Genomic DNA, 24,768 nt, shown 5'->3' with positions numbered 1-24,768 from the left:
ATTAAGCCTTTTTTACCACCTGGAGCCAATTTGCCGACAGTACACAAGGAAATTTATTGAGCACCAGCATTTTAATAGATGCAGGCGTTAGCCTTCCCTATTTCGATACCGATTGCTTGGGCGAATTTAGGCCACAAGGCAAAGCCTGGGATGTTGGCTGCACAGAGTTTGTTCAAATAATAAACAGTTTGCCCAAGCAACCCCTCACCAAAGGTCGTACTGCCCGTATTTATCCTAATCCTTTTGATGGCATAATTGAGGTGGAAATAGATTCAGAGGCGCAGCATCCGGAGGTCGTTTTAGAAATATACAATATCTTGGGCGAAAAATTACAACTACAAAATGTAAATTTATCGAAAGGGAAAAATACAATTCCAATAAACTTATCTAACAAACCTGCCGGAATATATACCATAAGAATTATTAAGAATGGCACTATGGCCGAAGCGATAAAATGCATTAAAAATTAAGGCAAAAAACTTTCCGGAGGAAGCAGGTTTTTAAGTAAACGGCAAATATCAGTCAATAATAAATTTTTTTGCTACTGTTTGCCCGTCTTTGGCAAGAAACAAAATATATATTCCTTTTCGAAGATTCTCCAAATGTAGGTTAACCTGTTTGCCTTTATATTGAGGTATGGAAAAAACTTGCTCACCAGATATATTATAAATAGCCAAGGTTGCCTTGTCGAGGTCAAAATTTGTGCTGATGACGGCATTATTAGACGTATAAGATGGGTTGAAACAAATATTCAAATAATACGAGTTTGGTTTGATTTCGTTAATTGAGGTAAGAATCGTGCTAAGGTCCACCTTCATTGCAAACCCATTGTCGCTGCTGCCGCCGCCAAATAAATTTTTGCCCGAACTGCCCGAAATATAAATAGCATCATCTAAAATGGCAATATCTCTGAAACCATTGTCTAAGGTGTCGCCCCATGTTTTGTAGGCAATAAAATTTCCGGTAGTATCGTAAACCAGCAGAACGGCATCGGCTGCGCCGCCCAAATTAAATTCGGGCGACTGGGTTACTCCGGCAACAAATACTTTTCCCTTGCTTACGGCAATGCCTCTTGCCGCTTCGCTACTGCTGCCGCCCCACGTCTGATACCATATTTGCTGCAGGTTTTTATCAAATTTAGCGACAAAAATTTGCCAATCGTTCGCATCAACAGGCGTTGTATAACCCGTAAGGTATAGGTAAGTTCCGTCTGTGGCCATACCTAGCGCGTTCTCAGCATCAAAAAGGGCATTAGAAGGGTAGCCAAACAGGGTAGAGTCAATAAAAGAGCCGTCTGTTTTAGAAAATTTACCCACAAAGGCAGCGCCATTGTAGGCATTGGCTATACTTTTGCCATCCCATAAACCCGCGCAATAAATATTGTTGGCATCAATTACAATGTGTCCGTCCTGATGTTCGGCGGTGCTGGCCTTGCCAAAATAGTTCGACCATATTGTATTTCCATTAAAATCTACTTTCCACAAGCCAATATCTAACTGATACGGGCCTGTTTGCAAAGCCTGCGCCCAACCAGTGCAATATATTCCATCGTTTTGAACAACAAGCCCATCTACTTCGTCATATCCGGAATAGCCAAAATCTTTTGTCTTGCCCCATATTAGCGAGCCGTTGTTTTTATCCACTTTCAGCAAAAGCATATCACACGAAAAACCTGTCAAAGGGCAGTACCGGCCACCAATATATAAGGCAGTATCTTTAGCATTGCAGGCAAATGCGTGTTGTGTGCTTGCGCCGCCATAAAAAAACGGATTTGTCCACAGCGAATTACCATCGGCATCAAACTTATAGCAAAGAATATCAAGTCCTTGGCCGCTGCTGTCCACGCTAACTGTCCAATAAAAATTTCCACTTTGGTCTATAGCTATGCCCCACGACTCTGCATTTCCCCCAACGGGGCTTGCTTTTGATTTTACCCATTCAGGCGTAAGCACGTTTTGTGCCGAACATGCCGCAGCAACCGCCATAAGACATAGAAACAGCGTTTTTGTTTTCATTTGATTGGCATTTTTATTTTTTGCAACCTTATTGCCATAGCAGTTTTAGCGCTTGTTTTCTTCTTCAACTTCAATAAAATTACAATAATTGAGTCAATTTTTGGTAATCAATTTTTGAATAGTGTCGCGGGTCAAGCGGTAATGATTTGAAATACCGTATTTCGTCATATTCAATTCCGGATAATAAATTTTCGCTAAAAGAATCTGTTGTGCAAAGTGCTAAAATCAATTTATTGTTCCATAAAATCAAGGTTCCCAATTTTACGCCTTCTATATTTTTCAGTTTATTTTCTATTACAAACGGGTAATAAACTTTTTTATTATGTTCAATTATTTGAGCGGTGCGCCCTGTTAAAAACAAATTGCCTTGTTCGTTTAAATAGCCGCTGTCGCCTGTGCGGTGCCAAATGATTTTTTCGGTGATAATTTTATTTTCGGCCACCGCTTCCGGATTATCTATATAGGTTTTGTTTACGGCATTTCCACTCACAATTATTTCGCCGATATTGCCCTGTGGTAGTTCTAAATTATTCAATACTTTTTCGGTGGTGTGCGGCAATTTTTGAGGTGGCATAATTTTTAAGGCGACAGACGACACTGGTTTTCCGGCCAAAAGCCCGAAATCGTTTTTACACTCAATTAGTTCGTTTGCTTGGCAATGGCTAATTGGCTCGGCCTCGGTTGAGCCATAAACCACTGTAAAATTTGCATTAGAAAAACTGGCTGAAATTATTTTGGCATCCGATGCAAATATAGCGGCTCCTCCGGAAATAATATGCTTTAAACTGGTTTTTTCTTGTGTTGCCTTTGCCAATTCAAGCAAATAATACGGCGAGGCAATGAGGCTGTCCACCTCGTATTTTTTTATTTGTGTTAAAATTTTTTGCGCCTTAAATTTTTTTGGTTTAGCTGTTTTAAAGTCTGCAATTACCGAAGTGATGCCCAAACCAAGATTGAGCAACAACACAACCGGCAACATGGTCATGCTTGCTTTTCCTTTTATCAACGGGGTAAGCGCGTCAAACTGTGCTTTCAAAAATCCGTGGCTGCGGTCGGCGGCTTTGGGAGTGCCGGTGCTTCCGGTAGTGAAGGTAATCAAGGCCGAATCTGATGCGGCAGTTGGTTCGGTACTTGTTTTTATGCTTGTTTCTGTTTGTTTTTTATGGTTAAGGAAAATTGGAATTTTTCTTATTTCGGCGATAAACAGCCCTATAATTCGGTAGGGTAAAGGCGCAATTATGGCCTTGCATTTGGCAATTTTACAGCACAACGAAAGCCGCTCGGTATTTACCCATTCATCTACAAAAACAGCAACCGCACCCATTGAAAACAAGGCAAGAACAATCCGGTACAAATCAATGCTCATGCCAACAAAAACCAAAACCCTATCGCCTTTTTTAATGCCTTTTTTTTCGAAGTAGGCAATGGTGCGGGCTACTTCAAGCTCAAGCTGGCTAAAGGTAACCGCGCGTTTTTCTTGAATAACTGCGTGCCGTTCCGGAAAATTTTTGCACGCCTTGTAAAACAACGATGTTATGTTTTCGTTTATCATACTGCGGTGTAATAAAGTTTGTACTTTCTGAAAGGCTCGCCCGAAAATAACCTCGATATGTTTGTTGAAGCGTTGGCTTGGTGCATAAAAGCGTGCAAAATGCTTTGGTAATTTAGTTGCAAGGCAAGCATTGTAATTCTTCGCGAGAGTTCGTGTGCAACCCCAGCGTAACGCTCGCCCCGTTTTCGGGCAAGTGTTTTTACAATTATTCGCTTGCTATGTTGGCAGTAATGGTCGTGGAGGGCAAGAATTAGCCCCACTACTTCGCCTTTGTCTTCGGCAATAATTACAAAGTTGGGGTTAATAATATTTTTTAAAGCCATGTATTTCTCCAAAAAAGCATTTTCACTGATTTCGGTGTATAAAAAATTGTTATAAAAAATATCTTTACAAAACGCAAAGATTGTTTTCATTTCTGTTTCGTAATTGTTTTTGTCTAAGGTACGAAATGTAATTTCTTTGTTCAATATTTTTGGGGCATCGGGCAAATGCAAAGTTGTGTCTATTTGGGTTATATATTCGGCAAGGATTTCAAAGCCAAAATTTTCAAACTGATTTGCGTAATATGATTTATGAAATGGCTCGCTTATATAGCTGTCGGTTATTGGCTCAACGGCAAAACGGTAGGCGTTCCAGGTAGAGCCATTCATGGGGCCAATGAGGTATTTATAGCCTTGCTCTTTGCAATAATCTACTGCAGAATGCAATAATTTTTCAGCTATCCGGATATCTTCCACACATTCGTAAAAGGCGATGCAAACAGCTTTTTCATTTTTGAAAAACAAATCCGGATTTTTAATAACGCAGGCTGTAGCCTTAGTTTCATTGTTGGCATAAAGCACAAAACCTTGGTCAAAATTTTTGTCTATGGCCTCGTGGCAAAGTAAATTGGGTAAATTGTGTTGCCCATACAATACCGGGGCAAAATCTTTAAGAATTTGCTCAAATTGCACTCGTGTTTTTATAGTTTCAATATTCATACGTTAGGATAAAAATATAATACTGCAATTACAGAAACCGGAATAGTCAGGTTGTCTAAACCTTTGCTGGTAATGGCTTCTGTAACAGTTGCCACCAACGGAATAACAAGTAAGAAAAATAAATTAGGATTGGGGATCAAGAAAAAACTAAGTGCCAATGCTACTATAAAAAATGCTAATGAACCTGTCAATGTTTTTTGTTCTTGCCCAAATGAATATTTTCCTCTTGGAAATTTACTGCCGAAATAAGCAGCCAGCGGGTCGGCCAATGCCATGGTGAGCACCGGAAGGTAGAAATAAAAATATTCGTGCGAAACGCCTTTGGTTTTAAAATAATAAAACATAAATGCAATAACGACCACAACGGGGTAAGAAAGGCTTCCGTGACTTTTGCGCTGAATAGCATTGATAGAAGGTAAAAATCCGAATTTTAAACTGATAGAAAGTACCACAAAAAACGCGGCGCAAATAAAGATTACCCAACCATAATGGGTAAACATTAAAGGAAAAAGCATAGTTAGTAAACCAGTTCCGATATGAACAAATTTCCGGGTGTATTCGACATGAATTTTAGCAACACGGTACAGCAATTCTGCCGTACCAAACAGAATAAGGTAAAAACTACTCAGCCAAAGCAGGTGGATAAAATTATCGTTCATTTTTTATTTCGGTTACAAATCGTTTATAGAAAAAACCCTTGTCTGTTGGTTGTTTTTGGGGTTTGTTGTAAAGCGAAAATGTTTGCGGGAAAGAGGTGGAAAAAACCCTGTCCACCATTAAATTCCAATAGCCTATAATGGCTTTATTGGGCAAATATTGTTCAAGCAATTGATGAAAATTTGCAAATTCCTCCTTGTTCATATATTCAAATATGTTTGAAAAATTACAGTAATTAAAAGCAGTTTCCGGATTAATAAAATCCTGTACCAAACCTTGTTTTAAGGTTAAGGCTGCAAGGTTTTGTTTAATATTTTGGTAATTTTCTTCGCGCAAATAAAAGGGAAGTTCCGGTTTAAATTCTCCGGTAAAAATATAATGCAAAAAATAATTGCTTTGGCAATCTTTGCTTTGCAAGTGTTGTGCGGCTTGCTCAAAAATAAATGCTGCAACCGGAATTTCAACTTGATTTAAGTATGCTTTTGTTCGCCCAAACCTGCCTAAAACAAACTTGCTAAAAAACAGTTTGAATAAAAATTTCCACCTAATAGTATTCCATTTTTGATGGTAAAAATTTGTTTGCTCTTGTTCGGTTTTGGGGCTTAATAATTCGTTGATTGTTTTCTTTGAGTGAATAAACGGCATAACTCTTTTGCGAAAAAACCTGAAATACTGCTCAAACTTTCCTTCATTTATAACTCCGGATTGAATACTGCTTTCATTGGTTTCCCAATATTTTTTGCAAGGCGGGCTTAGTTGTTTTTTAAGTATTTCAAAAAAATCTTTTGCCTGTGGTGTGCCCCAAAATAAGGCTAAAGTTTCGTCATACTTCAATTCGGAAAAAGCGGCGGCTTTCAATTCGCATAAATGCAACTGTGCCACATTCGTATCTACCGCATAAAGCATTTTGGGGGCAGTACTGAGTAAGGCAAAAGAATTGTCTCCGCCCGAAGCTATGCTTAATATATTGCCGTTTGGGGGCAAATTAGCCGAGGTCAAAAGTAAATCGGCATCTTCCCAGCAATTGGCATATTTTATTCGTTCGTTCATATTCGGTCTAAAATTTTTACTGTTCCTTTTGCGCCGTCAATTTCTATCAGGTCGCCCGTTTTAAGGATATTTAATAAGTTTTTCACACCAACCACACAAGGAATACCCATTTCTCTCGACACGATTGCCGAATGGCTTAACAAACTTCCGCGTTCCACCACAATGGCCGATGCGCTCGGAAACAAAACTACCCAGCCCGGGTCGGTACTTGCCGTTACTAAAATATTGTTGTTTAGGCTGTCAATTTCTTGTGGCGAATTCACTACGCAAACCTTCCCTCGTACTATTCCGGCACAGCAGCCAATGCCTTGTAGCGAGGTGGCATTATTAATAGTTTCATCCGGCAAATCAAAGATGGTGTTATCACTTATTGCTTCTGTTGCTTTTATTCTTTCCGGAAGATTTTTTGTTTCAAATTTTGTGTACTCCTCTTTTCTGTTTTCAACTAATTTTTTTAAATCAATCCGGATGGCGGTTTCATTTACAAAGTCAAATATTTCTTTTTGAGTGAGGTAAAAAATATCTCTTTCGTGTTGCAATATATTTTCGGCTGCTAATTTTTTGCCCATCGCTATCATCATTATGCGAACCATTCCAAAGCCACGGGTGCGCTCAAATCTAAGGTTTTCGCGGTTGCTTACCAAATAGCGCGCTTTTTTCAGTACATACGAAAAAATGAATTTCTTTATTGGTTTGCCTTTCAATTTTTGCTTTACTTTTTCTTCGGCCATTTGCCGGATATTGCTTTCTTGTAATGTATGATTTTTTGGTGCTTCTTTTACATACGTCTGTAAAATTTTAATGTAATTTTGGGGTTGTTGTTTGTAGGTAATGGTTTCTAATTTAAGTTCGCCCACACAGCGCTCGCCCCATTTTTGAATATATTTTTTTATGGCGGTATCAATTTTTTCGTACTTGGTTTGCGTTTGCAATTCGGTCAAAATTTTTTCAGGCGAGTTGTTTTTAAACAAATTCAATGCTTCGGGTAATTGCCTTATAAGTGCTGCGATGGACAAAGTAAGCGTTATTGGTTCGGTAGAAATGATGTCTTTTGCGCCACTTACCAAGTCGTTGTGCAGGGTGCCATTTTCATCTAATTGATATTTTACAGTCAATTTTTGCAATACGCCAAAATAAATCATACAAAAAAAATCGTTTACCAAGGGCGCTTCCCATTTCTTCGACAAAGTATTTTCAAACCGAAGGTAACGTGTCATCAGTTCTTGTAAGGGCATTTGTTCAAAGTCCATGGCTTCGTATTCTTGCATCACGCTGTTGAAATAGGCTTGAAATGCAATTCTGGATGAGTTTAAGGAGGCGTGTTGCTTTAAAATTTTCAGAATGGCGCTCAGCACATTAAAATATTCACCCCATTTGCTTCCGGATTTTTCGATGGTTGTATCAAATTTTTCCTTCACGCCCATCATATTGTCCATAAACTCGGCATTTAGTTTGTACCCCGGAAGTAAGGAAAGCGATTTATGCCAGTTGTTTAAATTGTAATAAACCCGTCCTTGCAACAAACCCAACATATTGGCATATACCGAGCTGTTGGCTTCTATCGTTTTGGCAGCAACGCCCATAATCAAGGAGAGTTGCCGGTAAACAGCTTCGTACATTTTTTCAATAAAAGAAAACGTAAGCGGCGAGGTTAGTCCGGGGTAACTTTCTATGATATTACTATTGTCCCAAATTGTAATTGGTTTTGGCTTGGCAATGGCTGTAATTGGGCGGCTTTGCAGCAAATACAGTTTGCCGTTCAGATAGGCAAACTCAATATCTTGCGGTGCCTGAAAATGCTCGGATATTTTTTTTACCAGCACTGCTACTTCCAAAATTTGTTTTTCGCTTAAACACGCAGTTTTTGATTGTAATTCGGTAAGTGTGGTTTTTATTGTGCCGCTTTTATGTTGTTCATCAAATTTGATTGCCCATTTTTTATCGGCAATTTGTTGCGTAATTTTCCCTTGCTGAACTGTATATAAGTCGGCATCTAATTCGCCCGAAACAATACCTTCTCCCAATCCGGAAACGGCATTTATCACTGTTTCATTTTCGTTTCCTGTTAGCGGATTTACGGCAAAGGCAACGCCGGCAGTATCTGCATTTATCATACGTTGCACCATAATTGCCATACCTGCACCTTCAATATTATTTTTTGCCTTGTACAACTGCACCCGCTCGCTGTACGCCGAAAGCCATACGCAAACAAGGGCTTCGTTCAAAGTGTTTTTTGTAACAAACAACCGGGTTTCGTATTGGCCTGCAAAGGAGTTTTCTTTTCCGTCTTCATTAAGGGCTGATGAGCGCACCGCCACAAACTCGGTTTCGTTGAAGTGCCGAAAAATTTCATTTAAAAAATCCGGAGAAAACTGATACGAACGAATAAACTCCTTAGTTAAAGCAGTATCGGCAGGTAAAAGCGAACCCAGGTAATCGGCTGGAATAACAACAAATTCGGGAACGGCAAAACCTTTGTTTTTTATTGCAATTAGGTTGTTTGCCTTGCCTCCAAAATTTGAATTTTGAACGGAAATAGTGTTTAAAAAAAATAAATTCATCGCCATAAACTAAGGAGCATCGGTATTCCGCCAAGTATCAGGTACATGGCAAAAGTCCATAATGCCGAACTGTATTCTATTAATTTGCCGTAGCGAGCCGTTTGCTTATTTAAAAACAGAAAAGCTGGAAAGGAGCACACCAAAAAAACGGCAATAAGTGCAAGGTAGGTGCCTGCCGAGTGCCCTGCATAATAAGAGGCCGCAGCAGCTAGCAACAAGGTAAGAAACAAAATAAAAATCCAAAAAACAACGGCATGTTTTGTGCCAAGTTGAAAGGTGTAGCTCAGCACCCCTTTTTCTTCTTGCTCCGGAGCTTTTATTTTTCTTCCTATCTCTAACACAATACCATTCATAAAACTTACGGCAAAAAAGAACGCCAAACCCACGGGCACTGTTGCCTTGTCTAACAGCCAATCAAAGCCGCTTGCAAACACGTCCACCAAAGGAATAATAAGCATGTGGCTGGTTACATACCAAAACTGATTTTGTTTTAACCATTTTTTTACAAAAAATTCATTGCTCATAAAGAACAGGTAGCCATACACCATTGCCAGCAATAATAACATTTTGGGGAAGAAAACAACTGTAACAAGCAGTTGAAGCGCGAGGGTAAAAAGGCCAATGTATTTTAACTCATGCAGCGAAATTAAACCGCGCGGAACTGGCAAATAAGGTCTGTATTTTTGGTCGTCTTCGTGGTCTTTAAATTCATCTAAAATTCTGAGTATAAAAAAGAGGGTAACGGTGTTGAAAATGCAAACAAAAAATTTATCCGGAGAGACAAATTCTGTTAAACCTCTGCAAATGCGCGAGTAGGCAATGGCAGAGAAGCTAAATGAGCCGATGAGGAAAAAGTATCCGGCAAAGGGATAACGTTCTTTTTGATACGTCAAAAACCGTTTAAATAAAGATGCTTGTTGTGTCATTTGTTTCTGCCATAAATTTCATGCGCCCTTGAAAAATCGCCGCAAGCAATGGCTGCGGCAATACTTAATTCGCCTGCCAATATGGTTGCGCCGCAAATTTCTGCTAATTTTCTTGCACTTTCGGGCCCCTCGCAACCTAAAAGTTTCAAACATTCGCGTTGGGTTGGCAGTTTAGTACCTCCGCCAACTGTTCCTACCACCAAACTTGGCAAGGTAACCGACACGTATAAATCATTATCTTCGTTTACTTCCATTCGCGTAATGCCTACATAGGCCTCTGACACACAGGCCACATCTTGCCCTGTTGCCAAAAACAAAGCTGCAAGCCCGTTGGCAAAATGCCCTTGAATACCAATACTGCCACTTTGCACCGCTGCTACCGATGAGGATTGCCAATATTGGGCTATTTTTTCGGGGGATGTTTTTAAAATTCCATTTACCACTGCTCGCGAGATAATTGCTTCGGCGGTAACTTTTTTCCCTCGAACTGTTGAGAAAGAAACCGCAGTGGCTTTTTTATCGCCGGCGTAATTGCCTTCAATAAACCAGTGTTGCGGCTTAATGGGTGTGTTTTCAACAATATATTGACAAATAGCATCGGTACAAATGGTTACCATATTTTGCCCGGCGGCTTCGCCTGTCTGATATTCAAAGACCAACACCACATGGTTGCCTTCCATATTTATTTTAATATCTTCTAACTGCGCATAATTACTGTGTTTTGAAACAATATTTTTAAACTCATTGGTTTGCCCAAGTACCCATTGCATAAAGGTTCCGACCTCTTGTAGGGTTCTGAATTTGAACAACGGCGCACGCTGTACCCCTTCGGTAAGGCAAACCGAAACAATACCGCCACAAAGTGCGGTTGCCCTTGCCCCCCTGTTGTACGAGGCCACAAGGGCTCCTTCGGTTGTGGCAAGCGGCACATAAAAGTTTCCATGGGCAACAGTTCCATTTATAAGCAGTGGGCCAATTATACCTGTTGGGATTTGTGTTAGTCCAATTTGCTGTTCGATATTTCCTTTGAAAATGGAGGCATCTGTTATGTTTTTCTCTCCGGATAAATACGGGAAATCAAGTTTTGTTTGTTGTTTAATGTAGTCCTGTCGTTTTGCCATAGCCTCGCTGTTCCAGGAAATAGGCTCCGGAATTCGGGGGTAATTTTGCGCCTCGGTAGTCTCCGTTTGTACCACCATGTCGAGTACTTTTTCAAAAGGAACAAGCTTTGAAAAATGCGAGAGTAGTTTTTTAGCTTTTTCTAAGGATGTTGACATGTTTGATAAAAAATATGGTTTAATTTAAATCTGCGCCTTTGCGCGGTCAAATTTAGCGCTTTGTTTAGGAACGATGAACACAAATTTCCAACTTTCTTTTTGTTTTAGATTAGTTTGAAGGTAAGTTAGAGAAAAAATTTTCTGCTATTTTCAAAACTAACTTAAAGTACAAAGGCTTACCTTCGGCTTATTAGGCCGCTATTTTTTACACTCACCAATAGTGGCTGGTATTCTCATTTTGTTGTAAATGCAATATCCTTACCTTCTGTCCGTACCTGTTTGACTAATTGCTGAAATTCTTCTGGCGACAAATTCACCTGAACAAGTATATTGTTTATCTATACATGTTGTTTTCATGTGATATTTTAATATCTTAGCTGGTTATCGAGTTAATGGGCAATACTGCATGGCAGTATTGCCCATTGAAAATTTTTATCGCCCTGATTTAGGCAGGCAGCTTATTTAAAACAATTAATACTGTATTTCAATAACACCTAATTTTGAGGCATTGGCGTTATATAAATTAAAATCGGTAATGGTAACGTTTTTGTCTAAATTTCCGTCTCCGGGATAATAGCCATTTAGTTTGCTGGCATCGGCATTATATTTGTTAAAGTCGGCTATGGTTATTTTGCCGTTGCCGTCATAATCGCCGCACAACAAACCATAAGTAGCCCCTTCGAGCAAACCTAACTGGGCAGCCCCACCCGACACGTTGGCAGGATTGGTAAAATCAAGCGTAATTCCGTTTGGCAGCGCTACCGCATTGGCACTAATAGCATCGAGGTGAGTACGGTCGCGCACAACCACATAGTAATTTCCGGGGGGCGTACCCGAAAATTTAACGCCTGGAGTTCCGTCTAAATCAACCACCATTCCATCGCTGCGCAACCAACAGGCTTTGCGCGTTACAAGCGTATTTTTATTTCCGGCTGCGCGCAACTCAATAATAACCCAGTCGGTAATATTTGCCGGAATATCATTGGGCGAAGCCACCGACTCGGTGCCCACGTAAGCCCACGGTAAACCATTAAACGGCTGACTAATGGGCAATAAATTAGCTGCACGCAAGGCCGTACTCATAACATCGGTACCGGTATTGTAGGGGCCTTGCAGCAAAGCTTTTATTTGCACAACCAAAGCCGTACCAAAGTCTTGGTTCGAGGGTGCCGTGTAGCAAAGCTCTAAGCCCCAAGCAGTTAGGGTGCCGCCGTCGCCGTTATAAAAGTCGTAAATTTGGAAGGTCCAGTTGCCAATTGATGTTTTGCCATCAAGGTCAGACAAAGGGTCGAAAGGGGTATAAAGTCCGGTTAAAGGTACACAGGGCGGAGGCGATGCAGCCTCATCATCGTAGCCCAAACCAAAATTATCCTGAGCTTCGCAAAATGAAACATCACTTAAAACTATTACTGTACCATCCGGATGCTTTAAACGCATAGTCATATCACCGTAAAAAGTATGGGTGCCGGCAATATTTACAACGTTCACGTCGGTCAAAGTAAAACTTGACCCTATATTTAAAGTTGAGTTAATAGGCGTGTTGCTACCCGTTGTTGGTATATTTTTGGGAACATCGGTACTGTTAAATGTTTGACAAATTACTTGATAAGTAGCAAAGGCTGCGTCAGTATAAGGGCCATTGCCACAGTAATTGTTGCCGCGCACCCTCCAATAGTAAACGGTATTAGGGGTAAGGGTTAGTCCGGTATTATAACTCGTTGCAGTGGTATTGGTCGAGGCTATAATATTGGCAAAAATGGCATCGGTTGCCAACTGAAAATCATAACTCAAGGCATTGGCACTGCTTGTCCAGCTAAAAGTTGGAGCAAGTGGTACGTTGTTGTTGCCATCGTTTGGGTAGGTTGCGGTAAGCTCGGGCACTGCCCCTTGCGAAACCTGAATAGCAACGCTTTGCGTGCGGGTAATACTGCCACCTGTGCCCGATACGGTAAAAGAATGGATAGATTTATCGGCCAAGCCGCCGGTATTGCTAATTGTCATAGTTGAACTTCCTGTTGGGGTCACCGGATTGGGTGAAAATGTTACCACTGTGCCGGGTGGGTTACCAGATGCCGATAAGGTTACCGGGCTATTAAATCCGGTAAAACTTGTTAAATTAACTGTAAACGTGCCATCGCTGGGGGCGCATACATTTACCGTGTCGTTGGCAACCTCCATCAAATAAGTAGGTACTGACGAGGCGTTAATAGTAAAATTGACATTCGACACATCGAAAAATATATTGCCGCGCCCTTTTACCATTACGCGCGCTTGGGTAGTGATGGCATTTGGAACTACTATGGGGTGTGTGCCATCGTTGGGTACGTTACTTGCCAATAACATAGGCCATTCTGTACCACCGTTTGTTGAAAGGTAAATATCTACGTTGGCGCAACTTACGGGGGCAGCGGTTGTGCCGGCAACATTCCATGTTACATTTTGAGTTTGGCCTATTTCCCATGTTACGGCAGTATTAGGTGCGGTAACAACAAATGGACCTGCAACATCATCAACGGTAACTACCATATTGTCAACATCGGCACCACCACAACCTGCAAAATTATCGCGCACAAAAAAGTTTAAGCTAATGGTGCGACCATACGAAGCCATAATTTCTCCGGTGGTTTGGGTATTGTTTAAAATATCACTCCATTTAGGAAAAACACGGGTTTTGCTTGCCGTTGGGTAAAAACTTCTAAATATGGGTGCTTGACCAACTGGACTGTTGGGGTGGCCTCCGGGGCCTAAATCCAATTCCTCCCAACAATGGGTTAGCGAGCCATTGCCATTAATATCGTTGCTGGTGCCGGTTAGCATAAAGGGCGTTGATTTGGGAATAGTATAATTAGGACCGGCCTCACAAGTGGGGTCGGCGTTGCCTACATTAGTAAAACTGGCGCAGCCGCCGCTGCCATTAATGGTATTTAAAATTTGATTGATAGACCCTGAGTGGAAATAATCGTCGCTGTTTGATTGAATGTCGTGGCCACCGCCGCATAATCCGGAGTAACTCATAGGCGTAGATCCGGATCCGGGCTCCCAAGCAGTAGTTTCTGAGCGGTTAGGGCCACAGTTGCCTGCTGCGTTACTGTTAAAAGTATGGCCAGCGCCTAACATGTGGCCAACCTCGTGCGATACAATATCGACCATGAACGGGTCGCCGGTTGACCAGCCGCCGGTACCAGATGTGCCCTTGGCTTTAAGGTCATTACCATTACAAAATACCCCAAGCCAGGCAAGGCCACCGCCTACGGTTGTTAGTGCATGGCCAACATCGTAGTTGGCACTGCCAATATCGGTATCTACATTTGTTTGGTTGGCATCATTATTAGCACTATGGTCGCTGGTTGAGTAAGCAACTGGGGGGGTGTTGGTGTTGGTATATACAATATCAATACTGTTTGCAACCATTTCGAGATGTATTGAAAGGTCGCGTTCGTAAATGGTATTTAATCGGTTAATTACTTCGACTACTTTGGCAAGGCCGCCGCTTTGGGTGCCGCCACAGTGGGTATTGGTAAACTCTTTTGAGCAGGCAAAGGCTGCGCGGTAAGTGCGCAGTACACCATTTGACCTGTATGCCGGAGTTTCGGTATTTGGGTGGTAGTCATCGGCAAAATGCGAATCGTTGGTTTCGCAGCTATAGCCCAAATCGTTGTTTGCGTAAAAATCGGCTTTATTAAATACAATGTAATTATGCAAATCGCCTACGCCATAAGGGTCAATATATATAGTGCCCTGGTTGCCAATTATCATGGCTCTAAAACCAAACTGGGTAATACTACAACGCATAGTGGCGGTGGGGTCGTCTATGCCTTGCCCCGTCCAGGTTTTGTTTTCAGGAAAGCGAGCGGCCAAATCGGGGTGCATTACCGGAGATTCAACAAGGGCGTAGCGCTGCATTGAGCCGTCGGGCATAGGCAAAGCTACTGTTAAAGGGTTGGGGCGGTTTGCCCCGTATGCTTGTAGCGGGGCTGCCGATAGTGCTTTGGTAAATTGTTGCAACCTAAGCGTATAGGTTTGATAGGCTTGTGGGTAAAGGTCGCGTATGCCTTTGCGCACCAATTGATTTTCCGGGGTGGCTTGCCAATAGCCACCTGTTGCCAATTGTACCGAGTTGGTTTGTGCTAATATATTTAGGCTGGTAAATACTACAAACAGTAAGGCCCTGAGCACAAAAGTAGTTTTTTTATACATAATTAATAACTAAAAATTATTTGTTTGAGTTTTTATGTTTTATTATATGGTGAGAGAAGCAAAATTTGAAATTGCCGTCTTAGAAAAAACAAGTTTGCAACCTTGTGTTTATCCGGATATTATATTAATTTAGGTTTTAAAGAACAAGGTGTTTTGGTGCATATACTACGCCTAATCTTCAACCAATAGTGCATCTTCTTTGGCTACTAATAACAAGGATTTTATAAGTTCGTTCAGTTGCCCGTCTAAAATTGCCTGTACGTTGCCGGTCTCGTACATTGAGCGCAGGTCTTTTACTAATTTATAAGGTTGTAGTACGTAGTTGCGCACCTGCGACCCCCACTCGATTTTGCGTTTGCTGTTTGCCACTTTGGCTTTTTCTTCGTTGCGTTTTTGCAGTTCCAACTCGTATAGCCTCGACTTTAGCATTAGCAGGGCGTGTTCGCGGTTGGCATGTTGCGAGCGTTCCTTTTGACATTCTATTGTTATGCCGGTTGGTAAATGCCTTACCCGAACGGCTGTTTCAACTTTATTTACATTTTGCCCGCCTGCGCCACTGCTGCGGTAGGTGTCCCAACTAAGGTCGGCGGGGTTAATTTCAATATCAATACTATCGTCGAGCAACGGATATACAAATACCGAGGCAAAAGAAGTATGCCGCCTGTTGCTTGAATCGAAGGGCGAAATACGCACCAACCTATGCACACCCGATTCGTTTTTTAAATACCCATAAGCCAAATTGCCTTCAAACTCAAGTGTAACCGATTTTATGCCTGCTACGTCGCCCGCCTGAAAATCTACTTCCCTAATGGTATAGCCGTTTTTTTCGCCCCACATAATATACATGCGCAGCAGCATGTTAGCCCAATCGCAACTTTCGGTACCACCCGCGCCTGCATTAATAGTTAGTACGCATGGCAACTGGTCTTCGGGTTGATTGAGGGTTGACTGTATTTCGAGGTCGTTAGCTAATTGTTGTACTAAGTTAAATTGTTCGTCAGCTTCAGGCCAAACTGTTTGGTCGGTTTCAGCAAATTCAAGTAATACCTGCAAATCGTTGAATTGGGCAAGAACAATATTATACTGATTCACCCAAAATTCATGATTTTTTAAGGTTTTTAAAACTGATTCGGCTTTTGCGCGGTCGTTCCAAAATTCGGGGTCGGCAGTTTGTATTTTAGCTTCTTCAATCCGGATGATGCGGTTGTCAACGTCAAAGATATCTCCTTAGTACAGCCATTTGATTTTCGAGCTGCTTTAATTGATCGGGGGTCATTTTGTTTTTTTAATGAAATAAATATTTTGAATAACGGACAAAATTACAACTAAAATTTAATAGTTTGACCGGCTTTAACAAAAAGCGAATAAACTAATTTATACGGCTTGGGCTATAATAAATAAGGGCAGACAACAATTTTTATACTGCACAAAAAATATTTTCGATACATGCAACCATTTTATTAGGTATAACATCGTTAGCATACGAAATAAAATTATTAAGTAACCAAACTCAAAAAATACAGTCAAAATTTATACAAGCGTTTTATTCAAATTTTATTTAAGCATTAACGTTATAGTTTAATGGATTAAACAAATTTAACAATTTTGTGTCTCAAGCACAAGTAATAATAGGAAATTTGCTAAAAAATGCTAAAATAGTTGTACCTTTGCCCTATCTATTGTATTTATTTTATTTAAATTGATTTTTTCTGAGTTTGAATTTCAGGAAAAATTCTATAAAATAGATAGCGAATTTTCATTCCGGAATTAGGCAATCAATTTATCGCGCGAACACGTTTACTGTTTAATTGAAAACATAAATTTATAACCTCCGCTGGTATAATAAAAAAAACAAACCAATTTAAAATTAATAAACCTAATCAATTAATTAAAAACAATAATTAAAAATCAAACATCTTAAACCCATGATTAAATTTAATTTTTTCCGTTACGCTATGGTGCTTGTTGCCCTTGTTAGCGCAACTGTTTTATTTACTGGCTGCCCAAACTCTGAATGCGATGGCGTTGAGTGCTTAAACGGCGGTAAATGTGTGGTAAACAACGGCATTGCCGAGTGCGATTGCGCCGACGGCTACAGTGGCCCAGCTTGCGAAAACTACGATGCCTGTTGGAACATTGAATGCGACAAAAACGCAAATAGCCAATTTACCCCCGAATCGCCCGTGTATAACACAGTAAGCAAAGCTTGCGAATGTTTTTGCCAAACTGGTTATGAAGGCGACCAATGCGACAAAGAAATGCGTGCTAAATTCCTTGGCTCGTATAAAATGAGCGATGAATGCAACTCGGGTACTTATGTAAACAACGTTACTGTTACTACTTCGGCTGGTGCTGTAAACGAGTTTGTTATTAACAATTTTACAGGTTTACAAGGTAGCGCCGTAAAAGCCACTATCTTAAGCTACGATGAAGCTAAGGCTGAGTACAGCTACGAAATTAAAGCTCAAACTGGCACGTATAACGCCCCCGAAGCTACCCAATTTAGTGTTGAAAGCACTGGCACCGGCACTTTAAAAGTAAATGGCGCAACTAAAACTATGGCCATCGCTTTTAAACTAACTGTTGGCGGCGTGGTTGATAACTGTACTTCATTGCTGGAGTCAATATAGTATCAGCTAACTAACTAATTAATTAATATGATTGCATATAGCGAATAATTGACTGACTGTTATTTGCCTAAGCAAATTGTAAAACAAATCCCCTGCTGTTTATTTGGTAATAAAACAGCGGGGGATTTGCTTTTTGTTCTCTATGGCCGTTTTTGCTGCGCTATGATGGCGACAAAATTTGCATTAACCCAGTCATATATTGTTTAACCGAAAACAACAAATCGGCTTTGCATTGTATTTGCTCGCGGTTATAAATACCTTCGTTTATTTGTTGCCTTATGTTTTGTAATTGCAGGGCTAAATGTGTGCTGTTACCTGTTTCGAACAATAAGCCGTTTGTGTTTGACGCTATTATTTCGGGGAAAACGCCCACCTTGCTACCCAATACCGGGCAGCCTTGCATTAGGGCTTCGGCGGCCACCAAACCAAACCCCTCAAACAATGAAGGCGTTACAACCAATGCACACAAAGACATTAATGCTTGCACAATTTCATTGGGTTGTTGGCCTAATAAAAAAACGGTGTCTGCCAAGTTTTTATCGTTTATCGTTTGTTGAATTTGACTGCGCATTGGACCGTTGCCAACAAACAGAACGGCAATATCCGGAAAAAACCATTTGGCCAATGCTGCCGTTTCTAATGGTAATTTTTGCAATTGTTCCAAGGCATCTAAAAATAAAAGATGTCCTTTAGCCGGGTGTAGCCTACCCGGAAGCAAAATTAAAAATGCGGTTTGCGGTATGCCATTTTGTTGTAATAAGGCTTTTGCCACCTGACTACCCGCATTATGGCGCACTATGCACGAAGGCAAAACATAAGGATTTACTAATTTGTGCCATTTTTTTTCATGGTCAAGTAACGAGGCTTTAGATACAAATATATTTGCCCAATCGGCTTTTTGCGCTAAAAACCTGTTTACTTTGTTAAACAAATATTTGCCGATACTATTAATTGGATTTGCCCTAAATTGCACCGAATGGTGGTAACAAATTAAACGCGGTATTGTATTTTTATCCGGATATTTTGCCGCCCGCAACCGCCATACTGACCACCGGGCTAACCAATGGCATAAGGGCAAATGTGCTATTATAAAATCGGGCTTTATGGTGTGCATCAACAAATTGAATGCTTTTTTTAGTTTGCCGGTTTGCAAAACAGTTTGGGCATTTATTACCGCGTGTTGGTAGTGCAAACTTATACAGTTGGTTTGCGGTATTAGAAGATTTTTTGCCAATAACATTTGGTCGGTTACACTTACCAACCATACCATTTGCCCTGCCTTGTAAAGCTCGTTTGCTTGTAGTACCGCCAACCCCTCGGCACCGCCCATTGCCAGCGAAGGAATTAAAATAACAATTCGCATAAAAAAGAAATATTGCCTAAACGACCAGTTCGTTAATTAATTTTTGGTTTTGGTTTATTGTAAAACATCGAGCATGGTAGTAGCTTTTAACAAGCACTCTTCGTACTCGGCCAACGGGTTTGACTGATGGGTAATTGCCCCCCCCACCTGAAAAGATAAAATTTGTTTTTTGGCGTTGAAAATCAAACTCCGGATGATAACATTAAAATCAAAATTGCCGTTAGGGTCAATATAGCCCATGGTGCCGGCGTACATGCCCCTGCGCGAGGCCTCTAAGGTATTACAAATTTGCATAGCACTAATTTTTGGGGCGCCCGTCATTGACCCCATTGGAAAACAGGCTTGTAGAATTTGAGTAAAATTAATATTTATTTGGGGCAATTGTGCCGTTATTGTGCTAATTAAATGATGCACTTTTGCAAACGAGTAAACACCAAAAAGCTCGGCCACTCGCACGCTGCCTAACTGCGCCATGCGGGCTAAATCGTTGCGCACCAAATCAACAATCATTACATTTTCGGCTTGTTCTTTTGGGTTTTGCCGCAGTGCTTGGGCTAAGGCAGCATCAAGCTGGGGGGTGGCGCCGCGCTTGGTTGTTCCTTTTATGGGCTGCGAAATTATTTGATTGCCTGTTTTTTGTATAAATCTTTCGGGGCTGCCGCAATACAGTTGCCAATGCCCAACGTGCATAAACCCGGCAAAGGGTGCAGCATTTAACGAGTTAAACTTGTTAAACAAAGCCCAAGGATGGCTTATTTGTGCATTTTTGGCCACAAACGACTGGCAAAAATTGGCCTCGTAAATATTGCCCTGGCAAATATGTTTTTGCATGGCTTTTATTTGTTGCAAATAGCGTTTTTTGCTAATAAATGGGGCAATAGGCTGCGTTAAATTTACCAATGGTTTACCATTTAATAAGTTGCCAGCAAGTTTATTAGTAAAATCAAATGTATTTTTAGATTCAATGGCGTTTCGTATTTTTTCCGGAGGCCATAGTTTGGCGTATTTGTCTGAGATTTCAATTTCGCACCAACCATTTTTCCGGATTTTAAGGAGTAAATCGGGTTGTAAGGCTATCAAATCCGGAAACCCCATACTGTTTGGCTGGCGGGTATATAGATTACTGTTGGGTTCTGTTTCATTTTTTACATCGTAAGCCAGGGCTAAAAACAGCCATTTGTCAATAGGTTTAGTATTGTTTTTTGCCTGTATTTGTGTTTGCAGTTGGTTTAGTGTGGGTAAAACTTTGCCTACTTTTGCCGTAGTTATAGCCTTTTTTTGCAAACCAATACCCACCAACAACTCGTATTGCGTATAAGCATCGGCACTGTATTCGTTGCTGTCGAGCCAAAAGCAAGTGTTAAATTGCGAGGCCCAAACCATTAGCTGGCTTTTAAACACTGGCAGGTCGGTAATTTGAAATTGCATACCTACATATAAAATAAAAAAAGAAAGATAAAAACAAACAAATAAATACGTTCGGGCGGCAAAATTAGTTATTTTTAATTTGTACGTATATACTGCTTTTTAGCCAACTGTTTAGGCGATACTATTTTTCATTTTTTCTCCTCCGGAAAAATAAATGTAGAACAATACAAATTAACAACCAATGCAATAAATCCGGAAGGAAAGGTGTTTGGAAAGTTTTTATGCCCTTTCAAAAAATAGTGGACAAAAGCATCCACTATTAAAAATAAATGATTATCTTTGCCCATTAAACAGCGTATTAATGTTTTCAAAAGCTTGTGAATATGGAATAAGGGCAGCAATTTGTGTTGCCGAACATTCTTTGCTGGGTAAAAAAGTGAGTTTAAAGGGGGTCGCAACCGCTATTGAATCGCCCGAAGCATATACCTCTAAAATATTACAGCAGCTTGTACGCTTTGGAATTATCAACTCAGACAAAGGCCCTACCGGTGGTTTTTCGATGGACGAAAAAGAACTCGAAAACGTAAAATTAAGCACCATTGTATTGGCAATTGACGGCAACGGTATTTATACAAAATGTGGCTTGGGATTAAAATCTTGCAGCGATAAAAAGCCATGTCCGGTTCACAATCAGTTTAAATTAATTCGAGATAACTTAAGAAATATGCTTGAAACAAGCACCATAAAATCATTGGCAGTAAAAACAGAAAAAGGGGTATTCTTTTTAAAACACTGATAGTTAAAATGGCAAGCAAGCAATATAATGCCAATAATTAATATTATGAAGTTTTACGATGGTTATAAAAAATTACTCGGCTTGGCGTTAGGACTGTTTTTGTTGTTAGCGGCAATTGTTGCCATAATTCTGGCAATTAATAATCAAAAAAACAATACGTCTCCACAAAGCGCGCAAGCACTTGGCGGAGATGCCGTTGCAGGCAAACAAATTTTTATTGCCAATGGCTGTGTGGCCTGTCATACCCAACGAGGGGGCAATTTGGATGGAGATAAGACAGAGAGTAGTACCGCCGGCTATGCAGACACAACCCCAACCAATTTAGAACAAAATACTGCAAAACTGACAGGAACCGAAAGGGCTGGCCCCGATTTGACAAATATAGGCGAGCGCCGCCCACACTTAGACTGGAACTTGTTGCACTTGTACCAGCCAAGGGCTGCTGTAGAAAAATCAACTATGCCTGCCTTTCCATGGCTGTTTGAAATTAAAGATTCTGTAAGCAAAGGAGAGATTGAAATTTCTGTCCCTAATGCTTTCCGGAAAGGTATTGACGGAAAAATTGTAGCCAAAAAAGAAGCCCTTGATTTAGTAGCCTATTTGCAAAATTTAAAACAAGCAACTCTGCCAGCAAACACAACTACAAAAAATGAAACCGGTTACGCTAATCCGCTCAACGGCCACATGCTTTATACCCGGCACTGCTCAAGTTGTCACCAGCCTAATGGCGAAGGGTTAAAAAATGCTTTCCCACCATTAAATGGCAGCCCAATTGTTTTAGCAAATAACCCCGATTTGCTTGTAAATATTATTATGACGGGTTATGATGCAAGGGCAGAATATGCAGCAATGAACGCTGTAGGGTTAGACAATGACCTAAGCGCCGAAGAAATAACCGAAATTATTAATTACGTAAATACAAGCTGGGGAAATAATGCCAAACAAGTAAAAACAGAAGATGTTAAAAACAGAATAGATATTATCAATATGACAGCTAAAAATTAAAAATAAGGAAAAAAACTACCTGGCAATGAATACCGATAACTTGTGAGCGCATAAATCAATAGACAGCAAAAGCATCCGGAGGCCGGGCTTGAAGCTCGAACCATTCCGTTGTTTAAGCGTTTATAATAAAGGAAAATCAACAAAATTTAGACCCCCAAAAACCGATTTACCTCTTAAAAACTCCAAATCAACTGCTTATTTAATTCAATAGTATTTTTGGCCGAACAGCGTATATTAATAATTACAAACTTTACCCACAATAATGACCCAAATTAAAAACGATATAAAAGGACTGAGCGATATTAAACAAATGGTTGATACTTTTTACGGCAAAATTCGCCAAGACGATAAATTGGCCGATATTTTTAACAACGTCATTCAAAACCGCTGGCCACAACACCTCGAAAAGATGTACCGTTTTTGGCAAACGGTGTTATTAGAAGAGCATACCTATTTTGGCAGCCCGTTTATACCCCACGCCAAACTGCCCGTTGATGCAAATCATTTTGAAAGATGGCTACAGTTATTTAACGAAACAGTTGATACCCTTTTTGAAGGCGAAAAGGCAAACAGAGCAAAATGGCAGGGCCAAAGAATGGCCGAAATGTTCCTTTCTAAAATAAACTATTACAATAATAATTCTGCTATCCCTCTTTTATAACAACCGTTGTAGGGGGGCAGGCTTTTTTCCGGATAGATAGATATTGAAACTATATTTTAATACGCTAAAACCTCCAAAAGCAAAAAACACAAACTACCAATAAAAAAACATCCGGAAAAGTAACAACAATATAACTTACAAATGCCATTGCAACAGTGGCCTATAAAATTAATACACATTTTTATTACAACAACATGAATATTACAAAACAAACCGTTATTGGTGAATTGGTAGCACAAGACTACCGCACCGCCTCCGTTTTTAAAAAAAATGGAATAGATTTTTGTTGCAATGGCAACCGAAATATTGAAGAAGCCTGCACGCATAAAAAGAAAAATGCAGACGAATTAATTCAACACCTTAACGAGGTAACAGCTCAAAAAAATGATGCCTCAGGGGTTGATTTTAATTCATGGCCATTAGATTTATTGGCCGACTATATTGAAAAAAAACACCATCGTTACGTTGTAACGAGAATACAGGAAATAGCACCATTTTTACACAAAGTTGCCAGGGTTCATGGCGACCGGCACCCCGAACTAATTGAGGTTGAACAGCTTTTTCGTGGCACAGCCGAAGACTTAACAAACCACATGGAAAAAGAAGAAATGGTTTTATTTCCGTTTATCAGAAAAATGGTTTCGGCCAAACAATCGGGCACACCTATTAGCGCGCCGTTTGGCACCGTACAAAACCCTATAAACATGATGAAACACGAACACAACGTTGAGGGCGACCGTTTTAGGAAAATTTCGGAATTAACGCAAAATTATACCCCCCCAATTGATGCTTGTAACACCTACAGGGTTACATTTGCAATGTTAGAAGAGTTTGAAAACGACCTGCACCAACACATCCACTTAGAAAACAATATCCTATTTCCGAAAGCTATTGAAATGGAATCATCTGCTTCGTGAATAGGATAAAAATTAAGCGGATATATGAAAAACCTACCTCTGACGATGGCTACAGGGTATTGGTTGACAGACTGTGGCCTAGAGGCTTGAGCAAGGAAAATGCCGCTTTAGACGAATGGAATAAAAATATTGCGCCTTCGCCCGAGCTAAGAAAATGGTTCGGGCACAAGGCCAATAATTTCAATTATTTTGCCGAACAATATAAGGCCGAGTTAAACACAAAAACAGAGGAACTTAAACGACTAAAATCCATTGCAACAACGCAAAACCTCACGTTACTTTATGCCGCGAAAGATGAAAAAATAAATCATGCAATAATATTATTAAATGAAATAAACATAATAAGCGATGGAAAATAAACCTATCAAGCGACATAAAGCGCTACAGCCGATTAGCCGCGAGCACCACCACGGCTTGCTTTTATGCTGGAAAATACGCGAGGGATTTAAACGAAATATCGCTGTTGACCGTATTGATAACTACGCAAAATGGTTTTGGAAAACACACCTTGCCGACCATTTTGAAATAGAAGAAACCCATCTTTTCCCTGTTCTTGAAAAGGGAAACAAACTTGTAGAACAAGCCAAAGCCGAACACAAAAGAATAAAACAGCTTTTCGAAAACGAAGCAAACCGCCAAGCCTCGCTTAATTCAATTGCCGATGAACTCGAACAGCATATTCGCTTTGAAGAAAGGGTTCTGTTTAATGAAATTCAAGCAAAAGCTTCAAGTGAGCAATTACAGAACATACAAGCATGTGGTACTAATCAAAAGTTTGATGACAACCTGACGGATGCTTTCTGGCAACAGTAA

Annotated in this window: 20 protein-coding genes; 8 read left to right on the top strand and 12 right to left on the bottom strand. The window is 40.4% G+C overall.

Annotated elements, in window-relative coordinates; translation table 11 throughout:
- Nucleotides 1-56 precede the first annotated feature (56 nt).
- Nucleotides 57-470: a T9SS type A sorting domain-containing protein gene (locus tag IPI59_02535; protein MBK7526442.1), complete on the top strand. Its 414-nt coding sequence runs from the start codon at nucleotides 57-59 to the stop codon at nucleotides 468-470.
- Nucleotides 471-518: 48 nt separating this feature from the next.
- On the opposite strand, the gene IPI59_02530 is transcribed toward IPI59_02535, so the two are convergent.
- From IPI59_02530 to prfB, 10 genes are all read right to left on the bottom strand, one after another.
- Nucleotides 519-2,015 (bottom strand): T9SS type A sorting domain-containing protein, encoded by a 1,497-nt coding sequence (locus tag IPI59_02530; GenBank protein MBK7526441.1) that lies wholly within the window; start codon nucleotides 2,013-2,015, stop codon nucleotides 519-521.
- Nucleotides 2,016-2,094: 79 nt separating this feature from the next.
- Entirely contained in the window at nucleotides 2,095-3,567 is a 1,473-nt protein-coding gene (locus IPI59_02525; protein ID MBK7526440.1) for an AMP-binding protein, read from the bottom strand.
- Entirely contained in the window at nucleotides 3,564-4,547 is a 984-nt protein-coding gene (locus IPI59_02520) for a hypothetical protein (GenBank protein MBK7526439.1), read from the bottom strand. Before IPI59_02520 ends, IPI59_02525 begins: the two co-directional genes overlap by 4 nt.
- Complete coding sequence (locus IPI59_02515) at nucleotides 4,544-5,206, bottom strand: phosphatidate cytidylyltransferase (protein MBK7526438.1); 663 nt, start codon at nucleotides 5,204-5,206, stop codon at nucleotides 4,544-4,546. Before IPI59_02515 ends, IPI59_02520 begins: the two co-directional genes overlap by 4 nt.
- Nucleotides 5,196-6,254, bottom strand: a complete 1,059-nt coding sequence (locus IPI59_02510; protein MBK7526437.1) for a DUF3419 family protein — start codon at nucleotides 6,252-6,254, stop codon at nucleotides 5,196-5,198. Before IPI59_02510 ends, IPI59_02515 begins: the two co-directional genes overlap by 11 nt.
- A complete protein-coding gene (locus tag IPI59_02505) occupies nucleotides 6,251-8,815 on the bottom strand; it encodes a phosphoenolpyruvate synthase (protein ID MBK7526436.1) in 2,565 nt (854 codons plus the stop codon). Before IPI59_02505 ends, IPI59_02510 begins: the two co-directional genes overlap by 4 nt.
- On the bottom strand, nucleotides 8,812-9,741 hold the full coding sequence (locus tag IPI59_02500) for a UbiA family prenyltransferase (protein MBK7526435.1): 930 nt from the start codon (nucleotides 9,739-9,741) through the stop codon (nucleotides 8,812-8,814). Before IPI59_02500 ends, IPI59_02505 begins: the two co-directional genes overlap by 4 nt.
- The gene (locus IPI59_02495) at nucleotides 9,738-11,018 is read right to left on the bottom strand and encodes a hydroxymethylglutaryl-CoA reductase (protein ID MBK7526434.1); all 1,281 of its coding nucleotides are present in this window, start codon (nucleotides 11,016-11,018) and stop codon (nucleotides 9,738-9,740) included. The genes IPI59_02500 and IPI59_02495 overlap by 4 nt, the downstream gene beginning before the upstream one ends.
- 471 nt (nucleotides 11,019-11,489) lie before the next feature.
- Nucleotides 11,490-15,215 (bottom strand): proprotein convertase P-domain-containing protein, encoded by a 3,726-nt coding sequence (locus IPI59_02490; protein ID MBK7526433.1) that lies wholly within the window; start codon nucleotides 15,213-15,215, stop codon nucleotides 11,490-11,492.
- A 171-nt stretch (nucleotides 15,216-15,386) separates the two neighbouring features.
- Nucleotides 15,387-16,491 (bottom strand): peptide chain release factor 2 gene (gene prfB / locus IPI59_02485; GenBank protein MBK7526432.1). Its coding sequence is split into 2 segments (ribosomal slippage): nucleotides 15,387-16,430 and nucleotides 16,432-16,491, totalling 1,104 coding nucleotides; the frame shifts between segments, so codons are not numbered across the junction.
- A gap of 649 nt (nucleotides 16,492-17,140) precedes the next feature.
- Between prfB and IPI59_02480 the strand changes: the two genes are divergently transcribed.
- The gene (locus IPI59_02480) at nucleotides 17,141-17,845 is read left to right on the top strand and encodes a calcium-binding EGF-like domain-containing protein (GenBank protein MBK7526431.1); all 705 of its coding nucleotides are present in this window, start codon (nucleotides 17,141-17,143) and stop codon (nucleotides 17,843-17,845) included.
- Between the two features lie 160 nt (nucleotides 17,846-18,005).
- Here the strand turns inward: IPI59_02480 and IPI59_02475 are convergent, their stop codons facing one another.
- Nucleotides 18,006-19,208, bottom strand: a complete 1,203-nt coding sequence (locus IPI59_02475) for a glycosyltransferase family 4 protein (protein ID MBK7526430.1) — start codon at nucleotides 19,206-19,208, stop codon at nucleotides 18,006-18,008.
- A 54-nt stretch (nucleotides 19,209-19,262) separates the two neighbouring features.
- Complete coding sequence (locus IPI59_02470) at nucleotides 19,263-20,636, bottom strand: anthranilate synthase component I family protein (GenBank protein MBK7526429.1); 1,374 nt, start codon at nucleotides 20,634-20,636, stop codon at nucleotides 19,263-19,265.
- Nucleotides 20,637-20,937: 301 nt separating this feature from the next.
- Here IPI59_02470 and IPI59_02465 point away from each other — a divergent pair, with 301 nt between their 5' ends.
- The 6 genes from IPI59_02465 (at nucleotide 20,938) to IPI59_02440 (ending at nucleotide 24,768) form a co-directional block, all read left to right on the top strand.
- A complete protein-coding gene (locus IPI59_02465; GenBank protein ID MBK7526428.1) occupies nucleotides 20,938-21,372 on the top strand; it encodes an Rrf2 family transcriptional regulator in 435 nt (144 codons plus the stop codon).
- A 45-nt stretch (nucleotides 21,373-21,417) separates the two neighbouring features.
- On the top strand, nucleotides 21,418-22,377 hold the full coding sequence (locus IPI59_02460; protein MBK7526427.1) for a cbb3-type cytochrome c oxidase subunit II: 960 nt from the start codon (nucleotides 21,418-21,420) through the stop codon (nucleotides 22,375-22,377).
- A gap of 262 nt (nucleotides 22,378-22,639) precedes the next feature.
- Nucleotides 22,640-23,038: a group III truncated hemoglobin gene (locus IPI59_02455; GenBank protein MBK7526426.1), complete on the top strand. Its 399-nt coding sequence runs from the start codon at nucleotides 22,640-22,642 to the stop codon at nucleotides 23,036-23,038.
- Nucleotides 23,039-23,232: 194 nt separating this feature from the next.
- A complete protein-coding gene (gene ric / locus IPI59_02450) occupies nucleotides 23,233-23,955 on the top strand; it encodes an iron-sulfur cluster repair di-iron protein (GenBank protein ID MBK7526425.1) in 723 nt (240 codons plus the stop codon).
- A complete protein-coding gene (locus tag IPI59_02445) occupies nucleotides 23,952-24,314 on the top strand; it encodes a DUF488 domain-containing protein (GenBank protein ID MBK7526424.1) in 363 nt (120 codons plus the stop codon). The genes ric and IPI59_02445 overlap by 4 nt, the downstream gene beginning before the upstream one ends.
- Nucleotides 24,304-24,768: a hemerythrin domain-containing protein gene (locus IPI59_02440; protein ID MBK7526423.1), complete on the top strand. Its 465-nt coding sequence runs from the start codon at nucleotides 24,304-24,306 to the stop codon at nucleotides 24,766-24,768. The genes IPI59_02445 and IPI59_02440 overlap by 11 nt, the downstream gene beginning before the upstream one ends.

This window comes from Sphingobacteriales bacterium (genome assembly GCA_016706405.1).
Lineage (GTDB): Bacteria > Bacteroidota > Bacteroidia > Chitinophagales > UBA2359 > BJ6.
The sequence above is the reverse complement of the archived record's forward strand: the minus strand, read 5'-3'. Positions and strand labels throughout refer to the sequence as shown.

Bases quoted from the DNA above. Each gene is read 5' to 3' on its own strand.
- IPI59_02530 (MBK7526441.1), bottom strand. From the start codon at position 2,015: ATGAAAACAAAAACGCTGTTTCTATGTCTTATGGCGGTTGCTGCGGCA.
- IPI59_02525 (MBK7526440.1), bottom strand. From the start codon at position 3,567: ATGATAAACGAAAACATAACATCGTTGTTTTACAAGGCGTGCAAAAAT.
- IPI59_02520 (MBK7526439.1), bottom strand. From the start codon at position 4,547: ATGAATATTGAAACTATAAAAACACGAGTGCAATTTGAGCAAATTCTT.
- IPI59_02515 (MBK7526438.1), bottom strand. From the start codon at position 5,206: ATGAACGATAATTTTATCCACCTGCTTTGGCTGAGTAGTTTTTACCTT.
- IPI59_02510 (MBK7526437.1), bottom strand. From the start codon at position 6,254: ATGAACGAACGAATAAAATATGCCAATTGCTGGGAAGATGCCGATTTA.
- IPI59_02505 (MBK7526436.1), bottom strand. From the start codon at position 8,815: ATGAATTTATTTTTTTTAAACACTATTTCCGTTCAAAATTCAAATTTT.
- IPI59_02500 (MBK7526435.1), bottom strand. From the start codon at position 9,741: ATGACACAACAAGCATCTTTATTTAAACGGTTTTTGACGTATCAAAAA.
- IPI59_02495 (MBK7526434.1), bottom strand. From the start codon at position 11,018: ATGTCAACATCCTTAGAAAAAGCTAAAAAACTACTCTCGCATTTTTCA.
- IPI59_02490 (MBK7526433.1), bottom strand. From the start codon at position 15,215: ATGTATAAAAAAACTACTTTTGTGCTCAGGGCCTTACTGTTTGTAGTA.
- IPI59_02480 (MBK7526431.1), top strand. From the start codon at position 17,141: ATGATTAAATTTAATTTTTTCCGTTACGCTATGGTGCTTGTTGCCCTT.
- IPI59_02475 (MBK7526430.1), bottom strand. From the start codon at position 19,208: ATGCGAATTGTTATTTTAATTCCTTCGCTGGCAATGGGCGGTGCCGAG.
- IPI59_02470 (MBK7526429.1), bottom strand. From the start codon at position 20,636: ATGCAATTTCAAATTACCGACCTGCCAGTGTTTAAAAGCCAGCTAATG.
- IPI59_02465 (MBK7526428.1), top strand. From the start codon at position 20,938: ATGTTTTCAAAAGCTTGTGAATATGGAATAAGGGCAGCAATTTGTGTT.
- IPI59_02460 (MBK7526427.1), top strand. From the start codon at position 21,418: ATGAAGTTTTACGATGGTTATAAAAAATTACTCGGCTTGGCGTTAGGA.
- IPI59_02455 (MBK7526426.1), top strand. From the start codon at position 22,640: ATGACCCAAATTAAAAACGATATAAAAGGACTGAGCGATATTAAACAA.
- ric (MBK7526425.1), top strand. From the start codon at position 23,233: ATGAATATTACAAAACAAACCGTTATTGGTGAATTGGTAGCACAAGAC.
- IPI59_02440 (MBK7526423.1), top strand. From the start codon at position 24,304: ATGGAAAATAAACCTATCAAGCGACATAAAGCGCTACAGCCGATTAGC.